This window comes from Eubacterium ramulus (assembly GCF_045002895.1).
GTDB classification, from domain to species: Bacteria; Bacillota; Clostridia; order Lachnospirales; family Lachnospiraceae; genus Eubacterium_I; species Eubacterium_I ramulus.
In genome coordinates this window covers 2584655-2605441 of record NZ_CP173382.1, presented here as the reverse complement: position 1 = coordinate 2605441, position 20787 = coordinate 2584655, and the positions used below count along the sequence as shown (strand labels likewise).

Genomic DNA, 20787 nt, shown 5'->3' with positions numbered 1-20787 from the left:
TCGTGCATGAGTGATTACAGGAGGAATAAATTATGGCAGAGTCCATGCGTGGATTGAAAAGATCCCATAGATGTACAGAGGTATCCAGCGCAGATATCGGAAGTACCGTTACCGTTATGGGATGGGTACAGAGAAGAAGAAATCTGGGCAGCCTGATCTTTATTGATTTGAGAGACCGTTCCGGTCTGCTTCAGATCGTATTTGATGAAAACAGTGTAGGAAGCGACGGATTTGCAAAAGCAGAGACACTCAGAAGTGAGTATGTTATCGCAGTTGTTGGTAAGATCCAGAAACGTTCTGCAGCAGTAAATGAAAACTTAAAAACCGGTGATATTGAAGTGATCGCAGAGAGTCTTCGTATCCTTTCTGAGTCCGATACACCGCCGTTCCATATCGAGGAGAATTCCCAGACAAAAGATGAGATCCGTCTGAAATACCGTTACCTGGATCTGCGTCGTCCGGATTTACAGCGTAACCTGATGCTCAGAAGCAAAGTGGCTTATCTGATGCGTGATTTTATGGCAAAAGAAGGATTTATCGAGATTGAGACACCGGTTCTGACAAAATCTACTCCAGAGGGAGCAAGAGATTACCTGGTACCGAGCCGTGTACATCCGGGAAGCTTTTATGCACTTCCGCAGTCTCCACAGCTGTTCAAACAGCTGCTGATGTGCTCCGGATATGACCGTTATTTCCAGATTACCAAATGTTTCCGTGATGAGGACTTACGTGCTGACCGTCAACCGGAGTTTACACAGGCGGATATGGAGTTATCTTTCGTAGATGTAGATGATGTATTAGACGTAAATGAGCGTCTGTTAAAATATGTATTCAAAGAGGCAATCGGTGTGGATGTGCAGATCCCGCTTCCGCGTATGACATGGCAGGATGCGATGAACCGTTACGGTTCCGACAAACCGGATACCCGTTTCGGCATGGAATTACACGATGTATCTGAGGTTGTAAAAGACTGTGGATTCGGTGTATTTACCGGTGCATTGGAGAACGGCGGCAGCGTACGAGGTATCGCTGTTCCGGGCAAAGCGTCCATGGGACGTAAACAGATCGACAAACTGGTTGATCTGGCAAAAACATATGGAGCAAAGGGTCTGGCTTACCTGTGCGTAAATGAAGATGGCACATACAAATCTTCTTTTGCAAAATTCATGACAGAGGAAGAACTGGCAGCATTAGTAGAAGCTATGGAAGGAAAACCGGGTGATCTGCTGTTATTTGCTGCAGATAAAAATAAAGTCGTATGGGCAGTTCTTGGTGCATTGAGACTTCATATGGCAAAAGAGCTGAACCTGCTTGATCCGAATCAATATAATTTCCTTTGGGTAACAGAGTTCCCGTTACTTGAGTGGTCTGACGAAGAGAATCGCTATATGGCAATGCATCATCCGTTTACTATGCCAATGGAAGAGGATTGGGATAAGATTGATTCTGAACCGGGCGCTGTCCGTGCAAAAGCATACGATATCGTGTTAAATGGTACTGAGCTTGGCGGTGGTTCTGTCCGTATCCATCAGGATGATATTCAGGAGAAAATGTTTGAGGTACTTGGATTTACAAAAGAGCGTGCATGGGATCAGTTCGGTTTCCTGCTTTCTGCATTCAAGTATGGTGTACCGCCACACGCAGGGCTGGCTTACGGTTTAGACCGTATGGTAATGCATATGGTACATGCAGATTCCATCCGTGATGTCATTGCATTTCCGAAGGTAAAAGATGCTTCCTGTCTGATGACAGAGGCACCGGGCACTGTAGATGAGAAACAGTTAGAAGAACTTGGACTTGCCATCAACCTTCCGGAAGAGACAACCGAAGAGGAATAATTATAAAGATAGAATTGTGGGAGTACGAAGTACGGAACAATTCGTATGGCATCTTTTGCCCCTAACATTTTATAAATATAGACGAAAATGAGTAAAAAACAGGAGTGGAAAATCCGTAGATTTTCCGCTCCTGTTTTTTGCATGTCTTGAAAATAAAGGATTTGTGGGAAAAAATGCGTGTTGTGCAATTTGTATAGTGGAAGAAATGCGGAAAAATTTATGGTTGACGGTCAAGGGAAAGTGGTATATATTCATGCTATTGTTCTTCAAACAAATCTGATTCAAATAAAATTGCATAGTTATCAGAGGGGTGATAGCTTACGAGCAGTCTAAATATTGTTGCACCGATTCGGTAAATATCAAGAAAAACAGAGTGATACATTGTATTAGTCAAACTATGAAAATAGAAAAAGAAGAAAGCTAATGAAACTTGAAATATGTAAATATTTCGTATGGAGGAGGTTGTTTGTAATGACAAAAAAGTTACGAGATTATTTTCCTATGCTGCAGACCAGAGAAGCAATTTTGAAAGAGATTAACAATAACGAAAAGATGTGGAGTACGTTTTATTCGTGGGAAGAAGAACGGCAGGAGGAATTTCTTGATTTTTGCACTGGAGCGCGGGGAGTAAAAGTGATGTATGATTTTGTGAGTAAAGAGGTTTTGAATCCAGAGTCAATACCAGAGCGTATTGATGAGTTATTGTCTCTGTTATTAAAGCAGGAGGTTCATCTCAGTCTGAGTTGAGACTCCCACTTCTGCAAGTGGTGAGTAATAACAAATCTTTCTCAGTGGGAGTTCAATCTCCGACTGAGATAAACGCTCCGCGAGGATGTGCAGTGATTCTGAGAAGAATATGTCAGCTTTCGCTGACCAGAATCACGCACCAAGTCTCACGTGCGTTCGACTTGAAGTGATGGAAGTTTTACCAAATGATGGAACACGACTGGCAGATGAATCATCACTTGTTATTATGGATATTGTAGTGCAGCTTTCAGATGGAAGTATTGCAAATCTGGAAATTCAAAAGATTGGATATAAGTTTCCGGGAGAGAGAAGTGCCTGTTATTCAGCGGATTTGTTGTTACGACAATATAAGCGGGTAAGAAGTGAACGAAAGAAAAAATTCAGCTATAAAGATATCAAAGACGTATATACAATAGTGTTGTTTGAGAACAGTCCGGCAGAATTTAAGAAATTTCCAGATGTATATATTCACTCTTTCGGGCAAAAATCAGATTCGGGATTGGAATTTAATCTGCTGCAAAAATATGTATTTGTAGCGCTTGACAATTTTAAAAATATTCAGCACAATAAAGAAAATAAGTATCTGATAAACAGTCGACTTGATGCATGGATTGCGTTTTGTTGTATAGATGATCCGGAAATGATTATTGCGATTATTGAGCAGTATCCAGAGTTCAGAGCATACTATGAACAAATCTATGACATCTGTCGAAATATCGAAGGAGTGATGGAGATGTTTTCGAAAGAATTGCAGGAACTTGACCGGAATACTGTGCAGTTGATGATTGATGAGATGCAGGAGGATTTGAAACAAAAAGGAAAAGAACTGGATCTTATAAATCAGAAATTAGGTGAGAAGAATCAAGAATTGGATGAGAAGAATCAGGAATTGGATGAGAAGAATCAGGAACTGAATGAAAAAAATCAGGAATTACAGGCGGCTTTAGCGCGTATTCGTGAGCTTGAAGAGGAAAAGGAAAAAGCAAATCAATAAAGTGGAAAATGAAAGCAGAATAAGCAAAGCGACTGCGTTCATGAGCAAGTAGCAAAAGCGGATTGCGAATGTCCGCTTTACTTCAAAACAGAAAGCCGGCAATTGCTGGCTTTCTGAAAAACATGCTAAAACTATACTATTCATAATCCACCCGGAAGGATGCAAAGTCCAGATCAGTTTCGGTGCCATCCTCGAGATGGAGATATGGTGTGACTTCCAAAGCGGTGAAGTCCTGTGTTAATGCTGGAAGCAAAATATTCGTGTGGAAACAATAATTTCCGTCATCATCAACATAGGTACTTTCTCCGGAAGTGTTCCAATGATCATCTCCGGTGTCGTTTGAGTCAAAGTAGATGGAGGAGAAGGTCTCTGAATCTGTCTTTGTATCAAAGGTATTTCCATTGGAATCAGTAATGCGGCAGTAAATCCAGTTATGAATCGTATTACCGGAGATGATTTTATGGAACTTTTCATAGGAGGCTTTGTCCTGGCCAAAATTCCAGGTCAGACTGAGATAGGTTCCGGAAGCGGAAACTTTACTTTCTCCAACCGTTACCGTTGCACCGTTTTTGGAAGAAGCAGTGACGGAAGGTTTGATATTAGCATTACCGGAAATATCAAAACTGATGGTCTGCATATAGAAATATCCGGTCTTCGGATCTCTGGCGGTCGTCAGTGGAACCTGCACTTTGCATGTATCTGGAAGATTTACATCAGAAAGTTCTACCGTAGCATGGAATGCACCGCGTTTATATTGTGGGTCACATCCGTCACCATAGATACCATTGATGTTCCAGGTAGCCAGATAAACCGTATCATTGATGACAATACGATCAGGAAGAAACCAGTCTCCCAAGGTTTTGATACCATATGGGGTTGCTTCACCGTAGATGGAAAGTAATCCACCATCATAATAAGCATCCATAACATTCATATATTGATTTGGCTGTTTTTGGTACTCACTGTCATAATCATACATTTCCAGCATAACATCCGGCCAGGTATCAGAAAAAGTAGTAATAAGTCCGTTTTCTTCAGATACAATGGTAGCTGGTGATACGGAATCTGTGTTGTCGGAAATAGCAGGAGTTTCTTCTTCGGAAGAAGTTTCCGGAGCAGTGATACGTCCTGTTTCCTGCAAATACTGTTGTGATCTTGCCTGATACTGTTTTACTCCTGCATATGCGCCGGTAGTGCCTACGGCAGCGCAGACAATCACGGCAGCGGCAACTTTTGCAGGAAAATATTTTTTGCGTGCTCTGTGCTTTACAATAGATGCCTTGCTTAACTCTTTTGTTACCTGAGCTGCAACAAATTGTTTAAAATGTTCCGGTGTTTTTGGATAATTTTCTTTTTCATATTCAAACTCATTATATTTCGGATCATGGTTCATATGGCAGCCTCCTTTTCAAACATGGTTCGCAGTTGGATTTTTCCGCGATTTAACCGCATTTTTATCGCACTTTCACTCATTTCCAGAATATCAGCAATTTCCCGTATTTTAAATCCGTCAAAATAATACATGACCAGTGGCAGTCGGTAGGAGATATCCAGCTGCATCAGATTCTGATACAGATCGGAGTAATCCAGCTGTGCGGCTTCTTCAGTCAGTACACGTTCCTCATAAGCGACTTCCCTTTTACGTTTCCGCAGGATCATCTGACATTCATTGATCAGTATGCGTGAAAACCATGTTTTTGCATATTCTTTCTGTTTTAATGTGCAGATTTTGCTAAACCCTTTTACAATCGCAGACGACATGGCATCTTCACAATCAGCATCTTCTTTCAGAATTGCCTTTGCAATGCGATAAAAGTCATCTGTGAAAGCAATGATTAAATCCCCTAATTCTTGTTTTGTCATAACTTCCCTCGTTTATGTTTTCTTTTCCCTGTTCGATTGATCTCAATTGCTCCGACATTTTTGGAATCGTTGTAATGGATGATCGAAGCAGTTACTGTAAATAGTTTCTGTAATAGCTATTACACCCATTAGATGTAGTTTAGCATAAAAAAGTCACAATATTATCCAATAAGTTTTGAAAATGAATGAGAAGGAATATTTGTTACGATCGTTGTGTGTGAACTGCTGATGATGTTCTGAAATTTTACCAACAATTTACAAGAACCTGATTCTGGATTTTACCAGATGATCATATGCTGAAAATGTTGCAAAGAAGTATGCGAATATTGGGTAGAATTGTGGGAGTACAAAGTACGGAACAATTTGTATGGCATCTTTTGATTCCAACATCAATTAATGACAGGAAAAATATAAAAAAGTGGTCATAAATCAAACGATTGTGCATATATTATAGAGTGTGCAAAGAAAGGAGAGATGTATATTTGAAAGAAGAAAAGGTGAAAGAGATAAAACAAAACGCGGAAAGTTTAAAAAATGCAAATGGAGATACAGTAGTTAAGATAGCTGCTGAAATAAATAAGAATGAGAATACAACAGACCAGACAGAAAACGCAACAGATACGGTAGATAAACTGAACGGTAAAAAAGAGAAAGGTAAGAAAACCACAGAAGAGGATAGCACTCAGCTAGGTGCAGATCTGGTACTTTTGGATGAACCAAATCTGCGGAATGAATATCTGGATTGTATGAAATATCTGTTGACGCAGATTACAGATTTTGGATTTCAGCAGGAGGAAGAAATCGGACGGAGCATTATCAGTCATACAAAGTACCGATTAAAAGACCGGGAAAGTATCATTGCAAAAATGGTAAAAAAGAAGAGAGAACTCACAGAGGAAAATGTGTTTACATACATCAACGATCTGGCAGGAATTCGGGTAATTTGCCTGTTTCTCGATGATATTTATCGTGTGCGGGATTTTATTTACCAGATACCTGGGATTTCCATTGTGAAAGAAAAGGATTTTGTGAAAAAACCGAAAAACAGTGGCTATCAGAGTCTGCACGTAATCGTGCAGTTTACAGATGGAAAAAAAGTAGAAATTCAGCTGCGGACGATTGGAATGGATTTCTGGTCGGTGCTGGAATATCAGTTGCAGTATAAGAAACATCATAAAAAGGAAAAAGCGTTGAAAAAAGAACTGTTTTCCTGTGCCATTGATGTGCGGAATATGGATCAGCGAATGCTGGATCTGAGACAGTCAATTGAAAATGTATAAAAGGTGTGCCTTCCCGGAAAGCACACCTTTTTAAATAAAATATAAAATTGTTTTTTATTTTATTCAAGTCGAATATATGTGAGATTTGATGCATGATTCTGGTCAGCATAAGCTGATATATTCTTCTCAGAATCACTGCACGCTACATTACTCGATTGGTTTCAGATCATCAGCGATGATCAGTTTTGCTTCTGTAGCAGCCTGGATCTCTTCAACAGTGAATTCCGGGTTGTACTCTTTTAATACGATTCCTTCCGGAGTAACCTCCATAACACCCATCTCTGTAACGATCAGGTTTACCTGAGCTTCTGCTGTCAGCGGTAAAGTACACTCTTTTAAGATCTTTGGTGCACCTTTCTGTGTGTGCTCCATAGCAACGATAACTCGTTTAGCACCTACTACAAGGTCCATAGCGCCACCCATTCCAGGAACCATTTTTCCAGGAATGATCCAGTTTGCGATGTTACCTTTCTCATCTACCTGAAGAGAACCAAGGATTGTAGCATCTACATGTCCACCACGGATGATGGAGAAAGATGTAGCACTGTCAAAGAACATACCGTCTTTCTCGATACCAGCCGGCTGTCCGCCTGCATTTACGATGTATGCAGCATCCGGATCTTCCGGATCAACAGCTGCAAGACCGATGAATCCGTTCTCAGACTGTAATGTAAGTTTAACAGATGGATCAAGGTAATCCGGAACCATAGTAGGAAGTCCGATACCGAGATTTACAACATCACCATCATGTAATTCTTTTGCAACACGTTTCGCGATATATGGTTTGATTTCACTTCTTTCCATCTTATGCTTCCTCCTTTACAACTAAATAATCAACATAAATGTGTGGAGTTTCCACATAGTTTGGACCGATTTCGCCAGCCGGAACGATTTTCTCAACTTCGGCAATAACGATATCAGCTGCAGAAGCCATCATTGGGTTGAAGTTACGGGTAGATCCTTTGTAACGGATATTTCCGGATTCATCAGCAATATATCCCTGGATGATTGCAACATTACCGCGGATTGCTTTCTCGAGAAGGTACTCTTTACCATCTAATTCGATGACCTGTTTGCCTTCCAGAGTTGTCGGTGAAGTACTGTCAGCAACGATAGTACCGATACCTGTTGGTGTAAGGAAACCTGCAAGACCAGCTCCGCCTGCACGTACCTGCTCAGCAAGTGTACCCTGTGGCTGAAGTTTTAACTCAATTTCGCCTGCGTTGAATTTTGCAGCAACTTCTTTGTTCAGACCTACATGTGTAGCGATCAGTCTTTTGATCAGACCGTTGTGAAGTAAACGACCTGTTCCTTCATTCTCGAATCCTGCGTCGTTACATACAACAGTAAGGTCTTTTGCTGTTACTTCATTTACGATAGATTTTGCTGTTCCATTTGTCATGAATCCGCCGACTAATACAGTATCGCCATCTTTGATCAGTGCGGCAGCTTCTTTTGCAGAAATAACTTTTGTTCTAGCCATTTCTTTCCCTCCTATTAATTACATAATAATAATTTTGCTCTGTTGACAACGTCATACGTCCACATAGCCTGTTTCCATTATAACACCTTGCCCGGCAAAATCCAGAGATATTTCACAAAAAAAATGAAAAATATGTGAATTGTTTGTAAAAAAGTCAAATTAACGCTTTAAAGCGATAAAATATTTTTGTTGATTTTTGGTATAAAGTAGGATAAAATGACAGAAGTGATTTTGAAATAAAGGAGACAGAAGACAATGATGGAAATCAAAGGAAACATGATGTCAGTACGTGAAGATGTCCGTGTACTGGACGCAACGCTGCGTGATGGAGGTCTGGTGAATGATTTTTATTTTACGGATGACTTTGTGTACGATTTATATAAAGCAAATCTGGCGGCCGGTGTGGATTATATGGAGTTTGGATACCGTGCGGACAAAAAGCAGTTTGATGTAAATAAATTCGGAAAATGGAAATTCGCAGAGGATGAGGATATCCGTGCAATCGTTGGGGATAATGATACGGATATGAAGATTTCCATTATGGCGGATGTGGGACGCTGCGATTACAAACACAGTATCAGAGACCGTGCGGACAGCCCGGTAGATCTGATCCGTGTGGCTACTTATATCAACACGATGCCTGAGGCGATCGCAATGATCGAAGATGCAGCGGCGAAAGGTTATGAGACAACCTGCAACATTATGGCAATTTCCAAATGTCAGGAGCGTGATATCCAGACAGCATTGGAGATGCTGGCAAAATCTTCTGTCAAAGGTGTCTATGTGGTAGACAGTTATGGTTCCCTGTATCCGATCCAGATCCGAGAGATCACGGATATGTATCTGAAAGCGATGGCGGAGAGTGAAAAACTGGTGGGAATCCATGCACATAATAATCAGCAGTGTGCTTTTGCAAACACCATTGAGGCGCTGTCGATCGGTGCAAGTATGGTGGACGGAACCGTCATGGGAATGGGGCGTGGTGCAGGAAATAGTTCGCTGGAAGGTCTGCTTGGTTTCCTGAAAAATCCGAAATATGAGATCGCACCGGTTCTTTCTTTTATTGAGAAACATATGTTGAAGCTTATTGAGGATGGTGCAGTATGGGGCTATAATATCCCGTATCTGCTGACCGGTCTGACGGATCAGCATCCGAGAACTGCCATTGCAGCAACAAAAAATCATGATACAAAATATCTGGATTTTTATCATATGCTGCTGGATGACTGATATAGAAAAGTAGAAAAATCTGAAAAAACGTTAGTATTTATCTCAGTCGAGAAGACTCCCACTTCTGCAAGTGGTGAGTAATAACAAGTCTTTCTCAGTGGGAGTACAATCTCCAACTGAGATAAACGCTCCGCGGGGATGTGCAGTGATTCTGAGAAGAATATGTCAGCTTTCGCTGACCAGAATCACGCACCAAGTCTCACGTGCGTTCGACTTGAATGGATTGTAATGCAAGAGAAACGTAGGAATATAAAAGCTGTGAGAGTGGATAACACATTTCTCACAGCTTTTTTGGAACCAATGATGTTGCTAAGAGCTCCCATTTTTGATATGGGAAGTCTTAATAATGTTAATGTAACGATTGGTCTGCTATATGCAACTTTTTATAGTAGAGAAATCCTGTTAAATCGGCCAGAATCCATCCGATCGGAATTGCCCACCAGATAGCAGTGATACCCAGCGGAGTCGTTGGTGCCAGAGCATAGGCCAGAGCCACCCGGGTGCCTAGTGACACGATGGTGAGCACCAGTGACATGGCAGGGCGTTCAATGGCACGATAAAGTCCATACAGCAGAAACAGACAGCCGATTCCCCAGTAAAAAGTGCCTTCAATGTGCAGATAATGGACACCTTCTGCGATGATGGATGTTTCATCTGCATCCACAAAAATCTGCATCAGCGGGCGGGCAAAAATCCAGATGATGGCAGAAATGACAATGCAGAAAGTAATGGATACCTGAACGGCGGTGTGAATTCCAACTCTAACCCGATCCTGGTGTTTTGCACCATGATTTTGTGAGATAAACAGCGAAAATGCATTGCCGAATTCCTGTACCGGCATATAAGCCAGTGTGTCGATTTTTACCGCAGCGGCAAAGGCGGCCATAATAGCAGTACCGAAACTGTTTACCAGTCCCTGGATCATTAAAATTCCAAAGTTCATAACGGATTGCTGCAGGCAGGTAAAAAATGCATAACGGCTTACTTCAGAAAGTGTACTTTTTTGAAAAATACGCTGTTCTTTTGACGGAAACAGCTGTGGGTTTTTCCAGAGTACAGCAATCGTAATACCGATGCCGGATACCGCCTGGGCAATTACCGTGGCACCTGCCGCACCTCCTACACCGAAATGCAGTCCGATGACAAACCAGAGATCCAGTGCAATGTTTAAAAGACTGGAGATTGCAAGAAAAATCAGTGGAAGGACGGAATTTCCCACCGCCCGCAGGACAAATGCAAAGTAATTGTACAAAAACGTAAAGCCAATGCCAAGGAATATAATGCGGGAATATGTCCGCATCAGACGGTAAATGTCTGCCGGAGTCTGCAGGAGATTCAGAATGCCGTCTGTGCCGGGAAATACGATCAGGTACATAATGACGGTCACCAGCAGGATCAGCCAGAAGGAGATCCACATGCATTCTTTCATTTTGTTCTGATGACCAGCACCATAATGCATGGAAAACAACGCGCCGCATCCCATGCAGAGCCCGATCATGACGGAAGTCAGAAATGTCATCAGTGTGTAAGTGCTGCCAACGGCAGCCAGGGCGCCGGAACCGAGCACACGACCGACGATAATTGTATCTGTAATATTATAAATCTGCTGCAGCAGGTTTCCGAGCATCATCGGGAGCGCAAACAGCAGAAGTGTTTTTAGGATAGGTCCTTTTGTTAAATCTTTTTCCATATCTTAAATGTTTTTCTCAGTGATCTTTTTCTGAATTATAAAAATTAGGATTGTTCAGAACCCGCGTCACCTGCACTCTGGAGCATCCGATCAGTTCCGCCATCTGCTGGTGTGTGAGTTCACTGTTATAGTAAGTGCGGACACGTCCCTCACAGTCATCCAGGGCGACCGTAGCCAGCTGAAGTACATTTGTATGAGTTTTTCCGGCCAGCATGCTGACATACTGGCGCATCAATCCAAGTTCTAACACTCTGTTAAAAAATACTTCAATGTTGCACTTATGTACAACAGTATTATTCTTTAGTGCGATACAGGTCAGACCGCATGGGTCACCGTATAGCGCTTCAATTTCTCCTACAATACTGTCCGGATAGTGAAATGCGACGACCTGTTTATGTCCCTGTTCATTCGTAATAAAGACTTCAACCATTCCCTGCGAAACCCAGAAAACATCGGTTAATATCTGCTCGGTGGCATAGATACATTCGTTTTTCTTTAATGTAATCGTAGGGCAGTCAGCAAACAGCTTTTCCATATTTTCCTTTGCAAAAAAATTTCTCATGTTTGTGATGTTAAATGATTGTTCTTTTCCCATATTTCCCTCTTATACCAGGATAAATATCGTCTGTTATTTTATCAGATAAACCGATATTTATCGTCCAATTTTGTGCGTAAAATCATGTCTCTATTTATAAATATAGCACAACGTAAAACGAATGAAAACTAAAAAATAATGGTCATAATGTATAAAAAAATGTATCGGGTGATACAGAAATTGGAACATGTAACCTATGATACAGAAAAATAAATATACGGATGGTATCATCGAGACATCAAGTGAGTGATAGTAACCGGGAGGAGGGATATAGATGATAAATGCAGTCGGGCGTGAAATCCCGGATGAAATACTTCGAAAGATGAAGAAACCAGTTTTTACAGGAGCCTATTCCCAAAAAAAAGATGTGGTAATAAGAACAACTGCAAAAAGCAGATGTGCTGCAATTGAAAAAGGCAAACCAGCTGAATCAAAACTGCTTGTTTCTATCGAAGATGTAATTGAAAAAACAGGAATTAAAGATGGTATGACAATTTCTTTTCACCATCATATGAGAAATGGTGATGAGGTTGTGAATCTGGTCATGGAAGCTATTGCTAAAAAAGGGATTAAGGATATACATATCGCGGCATCGGGATTGTTTCAATGTCATGAGCCACTGGTGAAACTAATGGAAGAGGATGTGGTGACCGGAATCACCGTAAGTACTATTTCACCAGGGCCTCTGGCAAAGGCGATTACAAATGGAAAACTGAAACATCCGGCTGTGTTTATGAGTCATGGCGGAAGACCAAGAGCAATCGAGGCAGGAGAATTACATATTGATGTAGCATTTATATCAGCACCCTGCTGTGATGCATATGGCAACATGAATGGTGCATACGGAAAATCAGCCTGTGGAGTTTTATCTTATGCATATGCGGATGCACAGTATGCGGATCAGGTGGTCGCTGTGACGGATAATCTGGTGGAATTTCCAGCGTGCCCCATTGAGATATCACAGGAAAAAGTTGATTACGTGGTACAGGTAGAAAGTATCGGAAATCCGGAAGGAATATCTTTCGGACCAACCAAGCCGACCACGGATCCGGAAAATCTCAAAATCGCGGATATGACAGCTCAGCTTTTAAATGAGACAGGATATATTAAAAATGGAATGTCGATGCAGACCGGAGCCGGAGGGACTTCGATTGCAGTAGCAGCCGCAGTGGGACAGATTATGAAAGAAAAGAAGATCAGAGGATCTTTTGCATCCGGCGGAATTACTTCTTATTTTGTTGAAATGTTAAAAGAAGATTTGTTTCAGGGGCTGCTGGATGTACAGTGTTTTGATTCTGTGGCCATTGAATCCTGCCGGGATAATCCGAGGCATATGCCCATGAGCGCTTCACAATATGCCAATCCAAATACAAAGGGCTGTCTGGTAAACCAACTTGATATCATGATCCTTGGAGCGACAGAAATTGATGTGGATTTTAATGTCAATGTTGTAACCGGATCAAATGGAGTGATTTTAAGCTCTTCCGGTGGAAACAATGACTGTGCAGCCGGTGCAAAGATTGCAGTGGTTGTCACAAACCTGGTGAAACGGGATATGTGTATTCTGCGGGAACGGGTGACAACGGTGGTGACACCGGGAGAAACCGTAGATGTACTGGTGACAGAATATGGTATCGCAGTTAATCCAAACCGTACAGATCTGATGAAGCTGCTGAAACATTCTCAACTTCCGGTTATGAATATTCATGAACTGAAGGCTATTGGAGATCAGAAAGCAACAAAAATCGTAAAACCGCAATTTACAGATAAAATTGTAGGAATTGTAGAATATCGGGATGGTTCCGTTATTGATGTGGTGAAAAAACCCATACAGGAGTTTTGAAAATTTTAAGCAGAATGTCAGCAATGATGATGTATATATCTGACAATAAAAACTATAACAATAAAACATGAACTTGGGAGGAAGCAAAATGGCAGTGAGAAGAACAGACTTATATTTACCGGCAAATTCAGAAAAATTTATCCTGAAGGCACCAACACTCGGGGCAGATGTCATCACATTGGATATGGAAGATGCAGTACCACCGGCAGAGAAAGAGACGGCCAGAAAAATGGTACGTCAGCATATCAAAGCAATGAGTGTTCATGGGTCTGAGGCATGGGTAAGAATCAATGCATGGGATACAGGACTTACTATGGATGACCTGAATGCAGTTGTGATCGATGGACTGGATGGCATCACACTTCCGAAATGCTCAGGTGCAGATGATGTAAAACGTCTGGACTTTATCGTAACAGATCTGGAGGAAAAAAGAGGACTTCCGGTTGGAAAAATCAAACTGGCAATTCTCATTGAGACAGCCATCGGTGTTATGAATGTAGATGAAGCAGTATTTGCCAGCGACCGTCTTGTAGCCGTTATCTTTGGTGCCGTAGATTATACAAGAGATATGCGTGTAACAAGAACGGATACAGCAGAGGAGCAGATTTATGCGCGTGCAAAAATCGGTGTGGCAGCCAGAGCAGCAGGTCTGGTAGCAGAAGATGCACCGTTCCCATCCTACAAAGATGACGCAGCATTTGAATACAACACAAAGACCGGAGCACAGCTTGGCTTTGAAGGCAGACAGATCATTCATCCGAGCCAGATCCCGATCGCAGAGCGTGTATATTCTCCGGATCCGGAACGTGTAGCATGGGCGAGAAAAGTAACAAAAGCGTTTGAGGAAGAAGGAATCGCAAAAGGATCAGCATCCGTTCCGGTAGACGGACAGATGGTAGATACTCCGGTTTACATCAATGCGAAAAACGTTCTTGAGCGGGCAGAAGAAGTAATGAAAAAAGATGCACTGAAAGCAAGCCTGAAGTAGGGTCAGAAGGAGGAAGAACAGATGGAATGGGTAACAGGGGTTCCGGAAGAATTTAAGACAAGAATTCGTTTCCCGATGAGCGACCGGGAGATGAAGCGCCGCTGGTCCACAGTGCAGACTGTTATGCAGGAGCAGGGAATTGATGTGCTGATAGCACAGAATGCAGATCAGTATCTGGGCGGATATTTCAGGTATTTTACAGATCTGCCGACAGAACAGGCATATCCGATGAGTGTTTTGTTCCCGGCTAAAGGAGAGATGACGACAATTACAAGCTCTTCACCGTATAATCCACTGCCACCGGCATGGTTCCGGCGTGGAATCGGGAACAGACTTGGTGCACCGTATTTCAGAACTTTCCGTTATACAGATCTGTATGATGCGAAACTGATGGAGGCATATATCTGTGATCATAAATGTAAGACTGTCGGACTGATCGCACCCTCTTTGCTGAATTATAAACTGGTAAATTATCTCAAAACGGCGTTGCCGGATGTGACATTTATTGATGCGACAGAGTTGATCGATGAAATTAAGGCGGTAAAGAGTGAAGATGAGATCCAGGCAATCCGAAGAACGGTAGCTCTGCATGATCAGGTACTGCAGATGGTGCCGGGTATTCTGCATCCGGGTATGTATGAATATGATCTGAGAGCAGAAGTAAACAAATTCCTGATCAGCAAAGGAAGTGAGGAAAATCTGGTTATGATGGGTTCCGCACCGCAGGGAACACCGACACCGAAATTACACAGTTTTTATCAGAACCGTCGTATCGAAGATGGCGATGATCTGGTATTTATGATAGAAGCAAACGGTGGTGGCGGTTATTATGCAGAAATTGTAAGGGGGTTCTGTATCGGACATCAGCCATCCAAGGAACTTCAGTATGCGTGGGATCTGTCCAGAGAACTGCAGGATTTTACAGCAGAACTGGTAAAGCCTGGTTCCGATTGTGCAGAAATGCTGGAAATTTATAACAATAAACTGGTTTCCTATGGATTACAACCAGAGACACGATTGTTTGCACATGGACAGGGCTATGATCTGGTGGAGAGACCGGCTTTCTTCAAGGGTGAGACAATGAAAGTTAAAGAAAATATGTTCTTTGCGATCCATCCTGAAATCAATACCGGAAAAGCATTTGGTAATTATTGTGATCAGTATCTGGTCACAAAAGACGGTGCAGTCAGAGTAGAGACAACACCGCGACAGATTTATGTGATATAAAAACAAAACGTACTACAAGAGAATTTAATTTAGTATCAGAAAATATTGAGGGTACATTTATACTAGAGAAGGAGAAAAATCATGAAAAAAAGAGTCGTAAGCATGTTATTGATCGGTTGTCTGGGAGCTGCTTTGCTGGTGGGATGCGGAAATGAGAAAACAGATGCAAACGCAGGCGGAGATACTAATGCATCTGTTGGGACAGAAGCAAAAGCAGATACATCCGGAAAAGATTTTGGAGAATATTCTGCAGATCATCCGTTGGAGTTAAAATTAAGCCATTTCGCAGCCAGTGAAGAAAATCAGCTGGCAATTCTGGCAAATACATTTGCAGATTATGTATCGCAGGAATCCGGTGGAGCCGTAAAAGTAACCGTATATGGTGGGGGAACACTCGGTAATGATCAGGAATCACTGGACTCTGTTATTGCGGGAACACTGGATTGTGCAGTAAATAATACACCGATCATGAGCGGATATGACGCCGGATTATCTGTACTGGATCTTCCATACCTGTTTGAAAATTACGATGATATTTACACATTCCTGGATTCTGATGTATGTCAGGAAATGCTGGATGATTTCTCATCTACGGGTGCAAAAATTCTGAATCTGCAATGTGTAGGTTTCCGTAACCTGGAATCCTCCAAAGGTTTTGTAGAGAAACCATCTGATCTGAAAGGGTTAAAAGTTCGTGTAACAGGTTCTGATGTATATATCAATACGTGGAACACATGGGGTGCAAGTGCACAGACGATGCCAGGTAACGAAGTATTGACCGCATTACAGCAGGGAACCATTGATGCCTGTGATAATGTAAATAACGTGTGTATTGCGGACGGTTATCAGCAGTATGCAAAATATATTTCTGTGATGGAGTATGCAACACACTTTAACGGCATTACAATGAACGAGAAAAAATTTGAATCTCTGACACCGGAGCTTCAGGATGTAATCACAAAGGCTGCAAAAAAAGCGGCACTTGATTGTACAAAGAAACTTGAAACGAAAAATGCTGAGCAGCTGGAAGAGATGGTTGCAGGTGGTGCAGAGAAGACAGATAACGTGGACAAAGCGGCATTCAAAGAAGCGGCACAGAGTGTTTATGATAAGTTCCTTTCCAACAATGAGCAGGGTGCAAAATACTATGAGGCAATCACAGCATTAACAGCAAAATAGGACTGTCAGAAGTGAGAGGTGTAATTATGCAGGTTTTGCAAAAAATTAACAAGTATATTTCACAGATCCTGAAAGTTGCTTTGATCGCGTGTTTTACTTACATGACAGTAGTGCTGTCACTGCAGGTATTCGGACGTTATCTGTTCCATAAAGGTTTTTCGTGGACAGAAGAAACTGCACGTTACATCATGATATGGGCCGTCTTTCTCGGTGCGGCCTATATCGCACTTAATCTGGAACATGTGAAAGTTTCCATTATTGAGGATCTGATGAAAAAACAGAAACATAAACAGATTCTGGAACTGGTACAGCATATTGCAGGATTTATATTTGTAGTAATCGTATTAAAATATGGATTTATGCAGATGACAATTGCAAAGTTATCAAAATCAGCAAATACGGGACTCAGCATGATGTTTCCATATCTGGTATTTCCGGTGGCCTTTGCATTGTTAAGTTATGCGTATTTTTATCGGGCATTGGATGATATTGTGAAACTGACAAAGAAAGATCAGACGGAAGGAGGAGAGGGACAGTGACCGGACATATAATTATTTTTCTGATTGTAGCCATTGTGCTGCTGCTGATCGGTGTACCGGTGGCAGCAACTCTGGGACTTTCATCCATTCTGTTTTTTGTATTGGAAGGCATTCCGGCCATGACCGTTGTTCAGCGCCTGTTCTCCGGATGCGATGTGGCAGCACTGATGTGTATTCCATTTTTTATTCTGGCAGGAGATCTGATGGCCAAAGGCGGTATTGCAAAGCGTCTGGTAAATGTATGTAATATGGCAATCGGTAATGTGACCGGCGGACTTGCTCTTGTAACCATCGTAGTATGTGCAATCTTTGCGGCAATGACCGGATCCGCAATGGCTTGTTGTGTAACCATCGGTGCCATTATGCTTCCTTACATGCTGGAAGCCGGTTACAGCAGAGAGTTTTCTACTGCTGTATTTTCCGCAGGCGCGGTTTTAGGACCGATCATTCCGCCATCGACGGCAATGATTATTTACGCAGTAAATACAAATGTATCTCTGACAGATCTGTATCTGATGGGAGTTCCGGCAGGAATCTATATGGCAATCGGACTTGGTATCGTGGCATGGTTTGTCTGCAGGAAAAACGGCTGGAAAGGTGTGGGGCGTGGAGAAAACGGTTCCCAGGAAAAATTTCATCTCGGTGCGTTTTTGAAAGCATTGTTAAAAGCAATTCCGGCTATCGGTTCCCCGGTTATCATTCTGGGCTCCATTTATTCCGGAATCTGTACACCGACAGAATCAGCTGTACTGGCTGTGTTATACTCATTGATCATCGGAATCTTTGTATATAAAGAAATCAGTATTAAAGATATCCCACAGATTTTATTTAACTCCGCAAAAGGAACCGCAAATATCATGTTTATTGTAGCCGGTGCAGCTTTATTTGCTTTCGTCGTATCTTATGCACAGCTGCCACAGATGCTGGTACATGGTCTGCTTGGTATTTCCGATAATAAATATGTCATTTTGTTTATTATTCTGGTAATCTTACTGATCATGGGATGCATTATGGATGCAACACCGATTCTTCTGATTACGATTCCGATGTTTCTTCCGGTGATCCAGCAGCTTGGAATCAGTACACTGCAGTTTGGTATTGTGATGTGTACCGCAGTTTGTATTGGATTTGTAACGCCGCCATTTGGTACCTGCCTGTTTACCGGAATGTCCGTATCCGGAGTATCCATGCAGAAGCTGGTAAAAGCAATTTTACCATTTATTATATCCATGCTGGTGGTATTGTTGTTAATTACATTTATACCACAACTTACACTATGGATTGCAAAATAAGGGGAGAAAGTCATGGCAGATGTATTGGTAATGTATAAAAAAAGTGATATGATCCCGATGGTGGTAACAGAAAAACATATAGAGGAGATTGAAAAATGTATTTCTGGTAAGGTATACTGGTGTGGAAGTGAGGAGGAAGCACTGGAGAAAGGATACGATGCAGAGATACTGTTTATATGGGGTGGCAGCGGGAAAATGCCGGAGACATACTGTAAACAGTCCAAAAGGCTGAAATGGATCAATTCTTTTTCAGCTGGTGTGAATCCGATCATGGATGGTTCTATCAGTGAACTTCCGGTGAGACTGACAAATGCAAAAGGTATTCATGGAAAAACGATGGCTCTGACAACTGCAGGCTATATGATCAGCTTTATGAGAAACTCATCCGAGCTGTATCGCAGACAGTTAAAACATGTATGGGATAAGAAATTTGAATGCCAGCCGTTAGAAGCAGAGGGAATGACTGTGGGAATCATCGGAGCCGGTGCAATCGGATGTGAAGTGGCACGGTTATCTAAGGCTCTGGGAATGACGGTGCTTGGGGTAAAGCGCCGCGTGACACCGCTGGAATATTTTGATGAGGTATATTCTGATGATGATTTGGACAAGGTATTGCCGTTATGCGATTTTGTGGTGATTGTAACACCGTTGACCGATGCGACGAGACACATGTTCAACATGGATAAGTTCCGTATAATGAAAAAGACAGCAGTGGTGATCAATATCGCCAGGGGACCGGTTGTAAAGGAAGATGATCTGATTCGGGCTCTTCAGACTGGTGAAATCGGCGGCGCAGCACTGGATGCAGTAGAGGAAGAACCATTGAGCAGCGACAGTCCGTTGTGGGATATGGATAATGTGATTATCACACCGCATTGTGCAGCAGACAGCAAGTTATATATTGACAGAGCCATTGCCCAGTTCTGTGAAAACCTGAAATTGTATGAGGCAGGAAAACCGCTGTTGAACGAAATTGATATGAAGCAGAGATATTAGGCAGAAGAAAAGCCGGAAAGCGAGAAAAGTGATATGAAATTAGTAATTATTGAGCCTCTTGGAGTGGAGAAAGACAAACTTTTGTCTATAGCCCGGAATGCATTAAAGGATTCTGTGGAGATTATTTATTACGATACAAAAACAACAGATACACAGGAACTGATAGAACGCGGAAAAGATGCGGAGATTATCGTGGTAGCAAATAATCCCCTGAATGCGGAAGTTATCAATGGATGTAAAAAATTAAAATTATTATCGGTTGCATTTACCGGTATCGATCATATTGCCATGGATGCATGCAAGGCAAATGGTGTCATTGTATGCAACTGTGCAGGATATTCCACTGCAGCAGTTTCGGATCTTGTATTTGGCATGTTGATTATGTTTTACCGTAATTTGGCGGCCTGTGATGCTGCAACCAGACGGGAAGGTACGAAAGACGGTCTGATCGGCTGTGAACTGGAGGGCAAGAAGTTCGGTGTTGTAGGAACCGGCGCTATTGGAATGAACGTAGCAAGAATTGCGGCAGCTTTTGGCTGTGAGGTGCTTGCGTACAGCCGGACAAAGAAGGAGATGGACAATGTCCGCTATGTGTCACTGGATGAGCTGATGGCAGAGAGTGATATCATCTCCTTACATGTGCCGTCAAATGCAGAGACAAAAGGTCTGATCAGTGCAGAGAAGATTGCCCTGATGAAACCCAATGCTGTACTGATCAATACAGCGAGAGGACCGGTTCTCGACAGTCAGGCACTGGCAGATGCATTAAATAATGACAAGATTGCAGGCGCTTGCATTGATGTGTTTGAGACAGAACCGCCAATTGCAAAGACACATCCGCTTGTGAATGCAAAACATACCATTTTGACACCACATGTGGCTTTTGCAAGTAAGGAAGCTATGGTGAAACGGGCAATAATTGTATTTGACAATGTAGTGAAATATTTGAATGGAACACCGCAGAATATAATGTAGGATTGCTGGTGGTAAAAAAAGGAACACA

The 20787-nt window shown here is 42.1% G+C and carries 19 protein-coding genes; 13 read left to right on the top strand and 6 right to left on the bottom strand.

Annotated elements, in window-relative coordinates:
* Positions 1–32 precede the first annotated feature (32 nt).
* The 3 genes from aspS (at position 33) to ACIRUQ_RS12225 (ending at position 3579) form a co-directional block, all read left to right on the top strand.
* A complete protein-coding gene (gene aspS / locus ACIRUQ_RS12235) occupies positions 33–1838 on the top strand; it encodes an aspartate--tRNA ligase (RefSeq protein WP_021738571.1) in 1806 nt (601 codons plus the stop codon).
* 471 nt (positions 1839–2309) lie between these two features.
* Positions 2310–2585: a hypothetical protein gene (locus tag ACIRUQ_RS12230; RefSeq protein WP_055289291.1), complete on the top strand. Its 276-nt coding sequence runs from the start codon at positions 2310–2312 to the stop codon at positions 2583–2585.
* Positions 2586–2754: 169 nt separating this feature from the next.
* Positions 2755–3579: a PD-(D/E)XK nuclease family transposase gene (locus ACIRUQ_RS12225; RefSeq protein WP_242853571.1), complete on the top strand. Its 825-nt coding sequence runs from the start codon at positions 2755–2757 to the stop codon at positions 3577–3579.
* A gap of 136 nt (positions 3580–3715) precedes the next feature.
* On the opposite strand, the gene ACIRUQ_RS12220 is transcribed toward ACIRUQ_RS12225, so the two are convergent.
* Positions 3716–4972, bottom strand: coding sequence for a hypothetical protein (locus ACIRUQ_RS12220; protein ID WP_021738574.1), 1257 nt, complete (start codon positions 4970–4972; stop codon positions 3716–3718).
* Positions 4969–5442 (bottom strand): RNA polymerase sigma factor, encoded by a 474-nt coding sequence (locus ACIRUQ_RS12215; protein WP_021738575.1) that lies wholly within the window; start codon positions 5440–5442, stop codon positions 4969–4971. Before ACIRUQ_RS12215 ends, ACIRUQ_RS12220 begins: the two co-directional genes overlap by 4 nt.
* A 482-nt stretch (positions 5443–5924) precedes the next feature.
* Here ACIRUQ_RS12215 and ACIRUQ_RS12210 point away from each other — a divergent pair, with 482 nt between their 5' ends.
* A complete protein-coding gene (locus ACIRUQ_RS12210; protein ID WP_022035044.1) occupies positions 5925–6722 on the top strand; it encodes a GTP pyrophosphokinase family protein in 798 nt (265 codons plus the stop codon).
* Positions 6723–6869: 147 nt separating this feature from the next.
* Here the strand turns inward: ACIRUQ_RS12210 and ACIRUQ_RS12205 are convergent, their stop codons facing one another.
* Together ACIRUQ_RS12205 and ACIRUQ_RS12200 are read right to left on the bottom strand one after the other, a co-directional pair.
* Entirely contained in the window at positions 6870–7526 is a 657-nt protein-coding gene (locus ACIRUQ_RS12205) for a 3-oxoacid CoA-transferase subunit B (protein ID WP_021738578.1), read from the bottom strand.
* A gap of 1 nt (position 7527) precedes the next feature.
* The gene (locus tag ACIRUQ_RS12200) at positions 7528–8205 is read right to left on the bottom strand and encodes a CoA transferase subunit A (protein WP_021738579.1); all 678 of its coding nucleotides are present in this window, start codon (positions 8203–8205) and stop codon (positions 7528–7530) included.
* Between the two features lie 255 nt (positions 8206–8460).
* Between ACIRUQ_RS12200 and ACIRUQ_RS12195 the strand changes: the two genes are divergently transcribed.
* Positions 8461–9435, top strand: a complete 975-nt coding sequence (locus ACIRUQ_RS12195) for an aldolase catalytic domain-containing protein (protein WP_021738580.1) — start codon at positions 8461–8463, stop codon at positions 9433–9435.
* Between the two features lie 349 nt (positions 9436–9784).
* On the opposite strand, the gene ACIRUQ_RS12190 is transcribed toward ACIRUQ_RS12195, so the two are convergent.
* A complete protein-coding gene (locus ACIRUQ_RS12190; protein ID WP_021738581.1) occupies positions 9785–11125 on the bottom strand; it encodes an MATE family efflux transporter in 1341 nt (446 codons plus the stop codon).
* 16 nt (positions 11126–11141) lie between these two features.
* Positions 11142–11687 carry a Crp/Fnr family transcriptional regulator gene (locus ACIRUQ_RS12185; RefSeq protein WP_167618630.1) on the bottom strand — a complete coding sequence of 182 codons (546 nt, stop codon included), beginning with the start codon at positions 11685–11687 and terminating at the stop codon, positions 11142–11144.
* 307 nt (positions 11688–11994) lie between these two features.
* Here ACIRUQ_RS12185 and citF point away from each other — a divergent pair, with 307 nt between their 5' ends.
* From citF to ACIRUQ_RS12145, 8 genes are all read left to right on the top strand, one after another.
* On the top strand, positions 11995–13563 hold the full coding sequence (gene citF / locus ACIRUQ_RS12180; RefSeq protein ID WP_021738583.1) for a citrate lyase subunit alpha: 1569 nt from the start codon (positions 11995–11997) through the stop codon (positions 13561–13563).
* Between the two features lie 88 nt (positions 13564–13651).
* Positions 13652–14551, top strand: a complete 900-nt coding sequence (locus ACIRUQ_RS12175; protein ID WP_022035045.1) for a CoA ester lyase — start codon at positions 13652–13654, stop codon at positions 14549–14551.
* Positions 14552–14572: 21 nt separating this feature from the next.
* Entirely contained in the window at positions 14573–15778 is a 1206-nt protein-coding gene (locus tag ACIRUQ_RS12170; protein ID WP_021738585.1) for a M24 family metallopeptidase, read from the top strand.
* An 81-nt stretch (positions 15779–15859) separates the two neighbouring features.
* On the top strand, positions 15860–16957 hold the full coding sequence (locus ACIRUQ_RS12165) for a TRAP transporter substrate-binding protein (protein WP_022035046.1): 1098 nt from the start codon (positions 15860–15862) through the stop codon (positions 16955–16957).
* A 26-nt stretch (positions 16958–16983) separates the two neighbouring features.
* Entirely contained in the window at positions 16984–17496 is a 513-nt protein-coding gene (locus ACIRUQ_RS12160; protein ID WP_021738587.1) for a TRAP transporter small permease, read from the top strand.
* Positions 17493–18788 (top strand): TRAP transporter large permease, encoded by a 1296-nt coding sequence (locus ACIRUQ_RS12155; RefSeq protein WP_021738588.1) that lies wholly within the window; start codon positions 17493–17495, stop codon positions 18786–18788. Before ACIRUQ_RS12160 ends, ACIRUQ_RS12155 begins: the two co-directional genes overlap by 4 nt.
* Positions 18789–18800: 12 nt before the next feature.
* Entirely contained in the window at positions 18801–19784 is a 984-nt protein-coding gene (locus ACIRUQ_RS12150) for a D-2-hydroxyacid dehydrogenase (protein WP_021738589.1), read from the top strand.
* Positions 19785–19817: 33 nt separating this feature from the next.
* On the top strand, positions 19818–20759 hold the full coding sequence (locus ACIRUQ_RS12145) for a 2-hydroxyacid dehydrogenase (protein ID WP_021738590.1): 942 nt from the start codon (positions 19818–19820) through the stop codon (positions 20757–20759).
* Positions 20760–20787 lie beyond the last annotated feature (28 nt).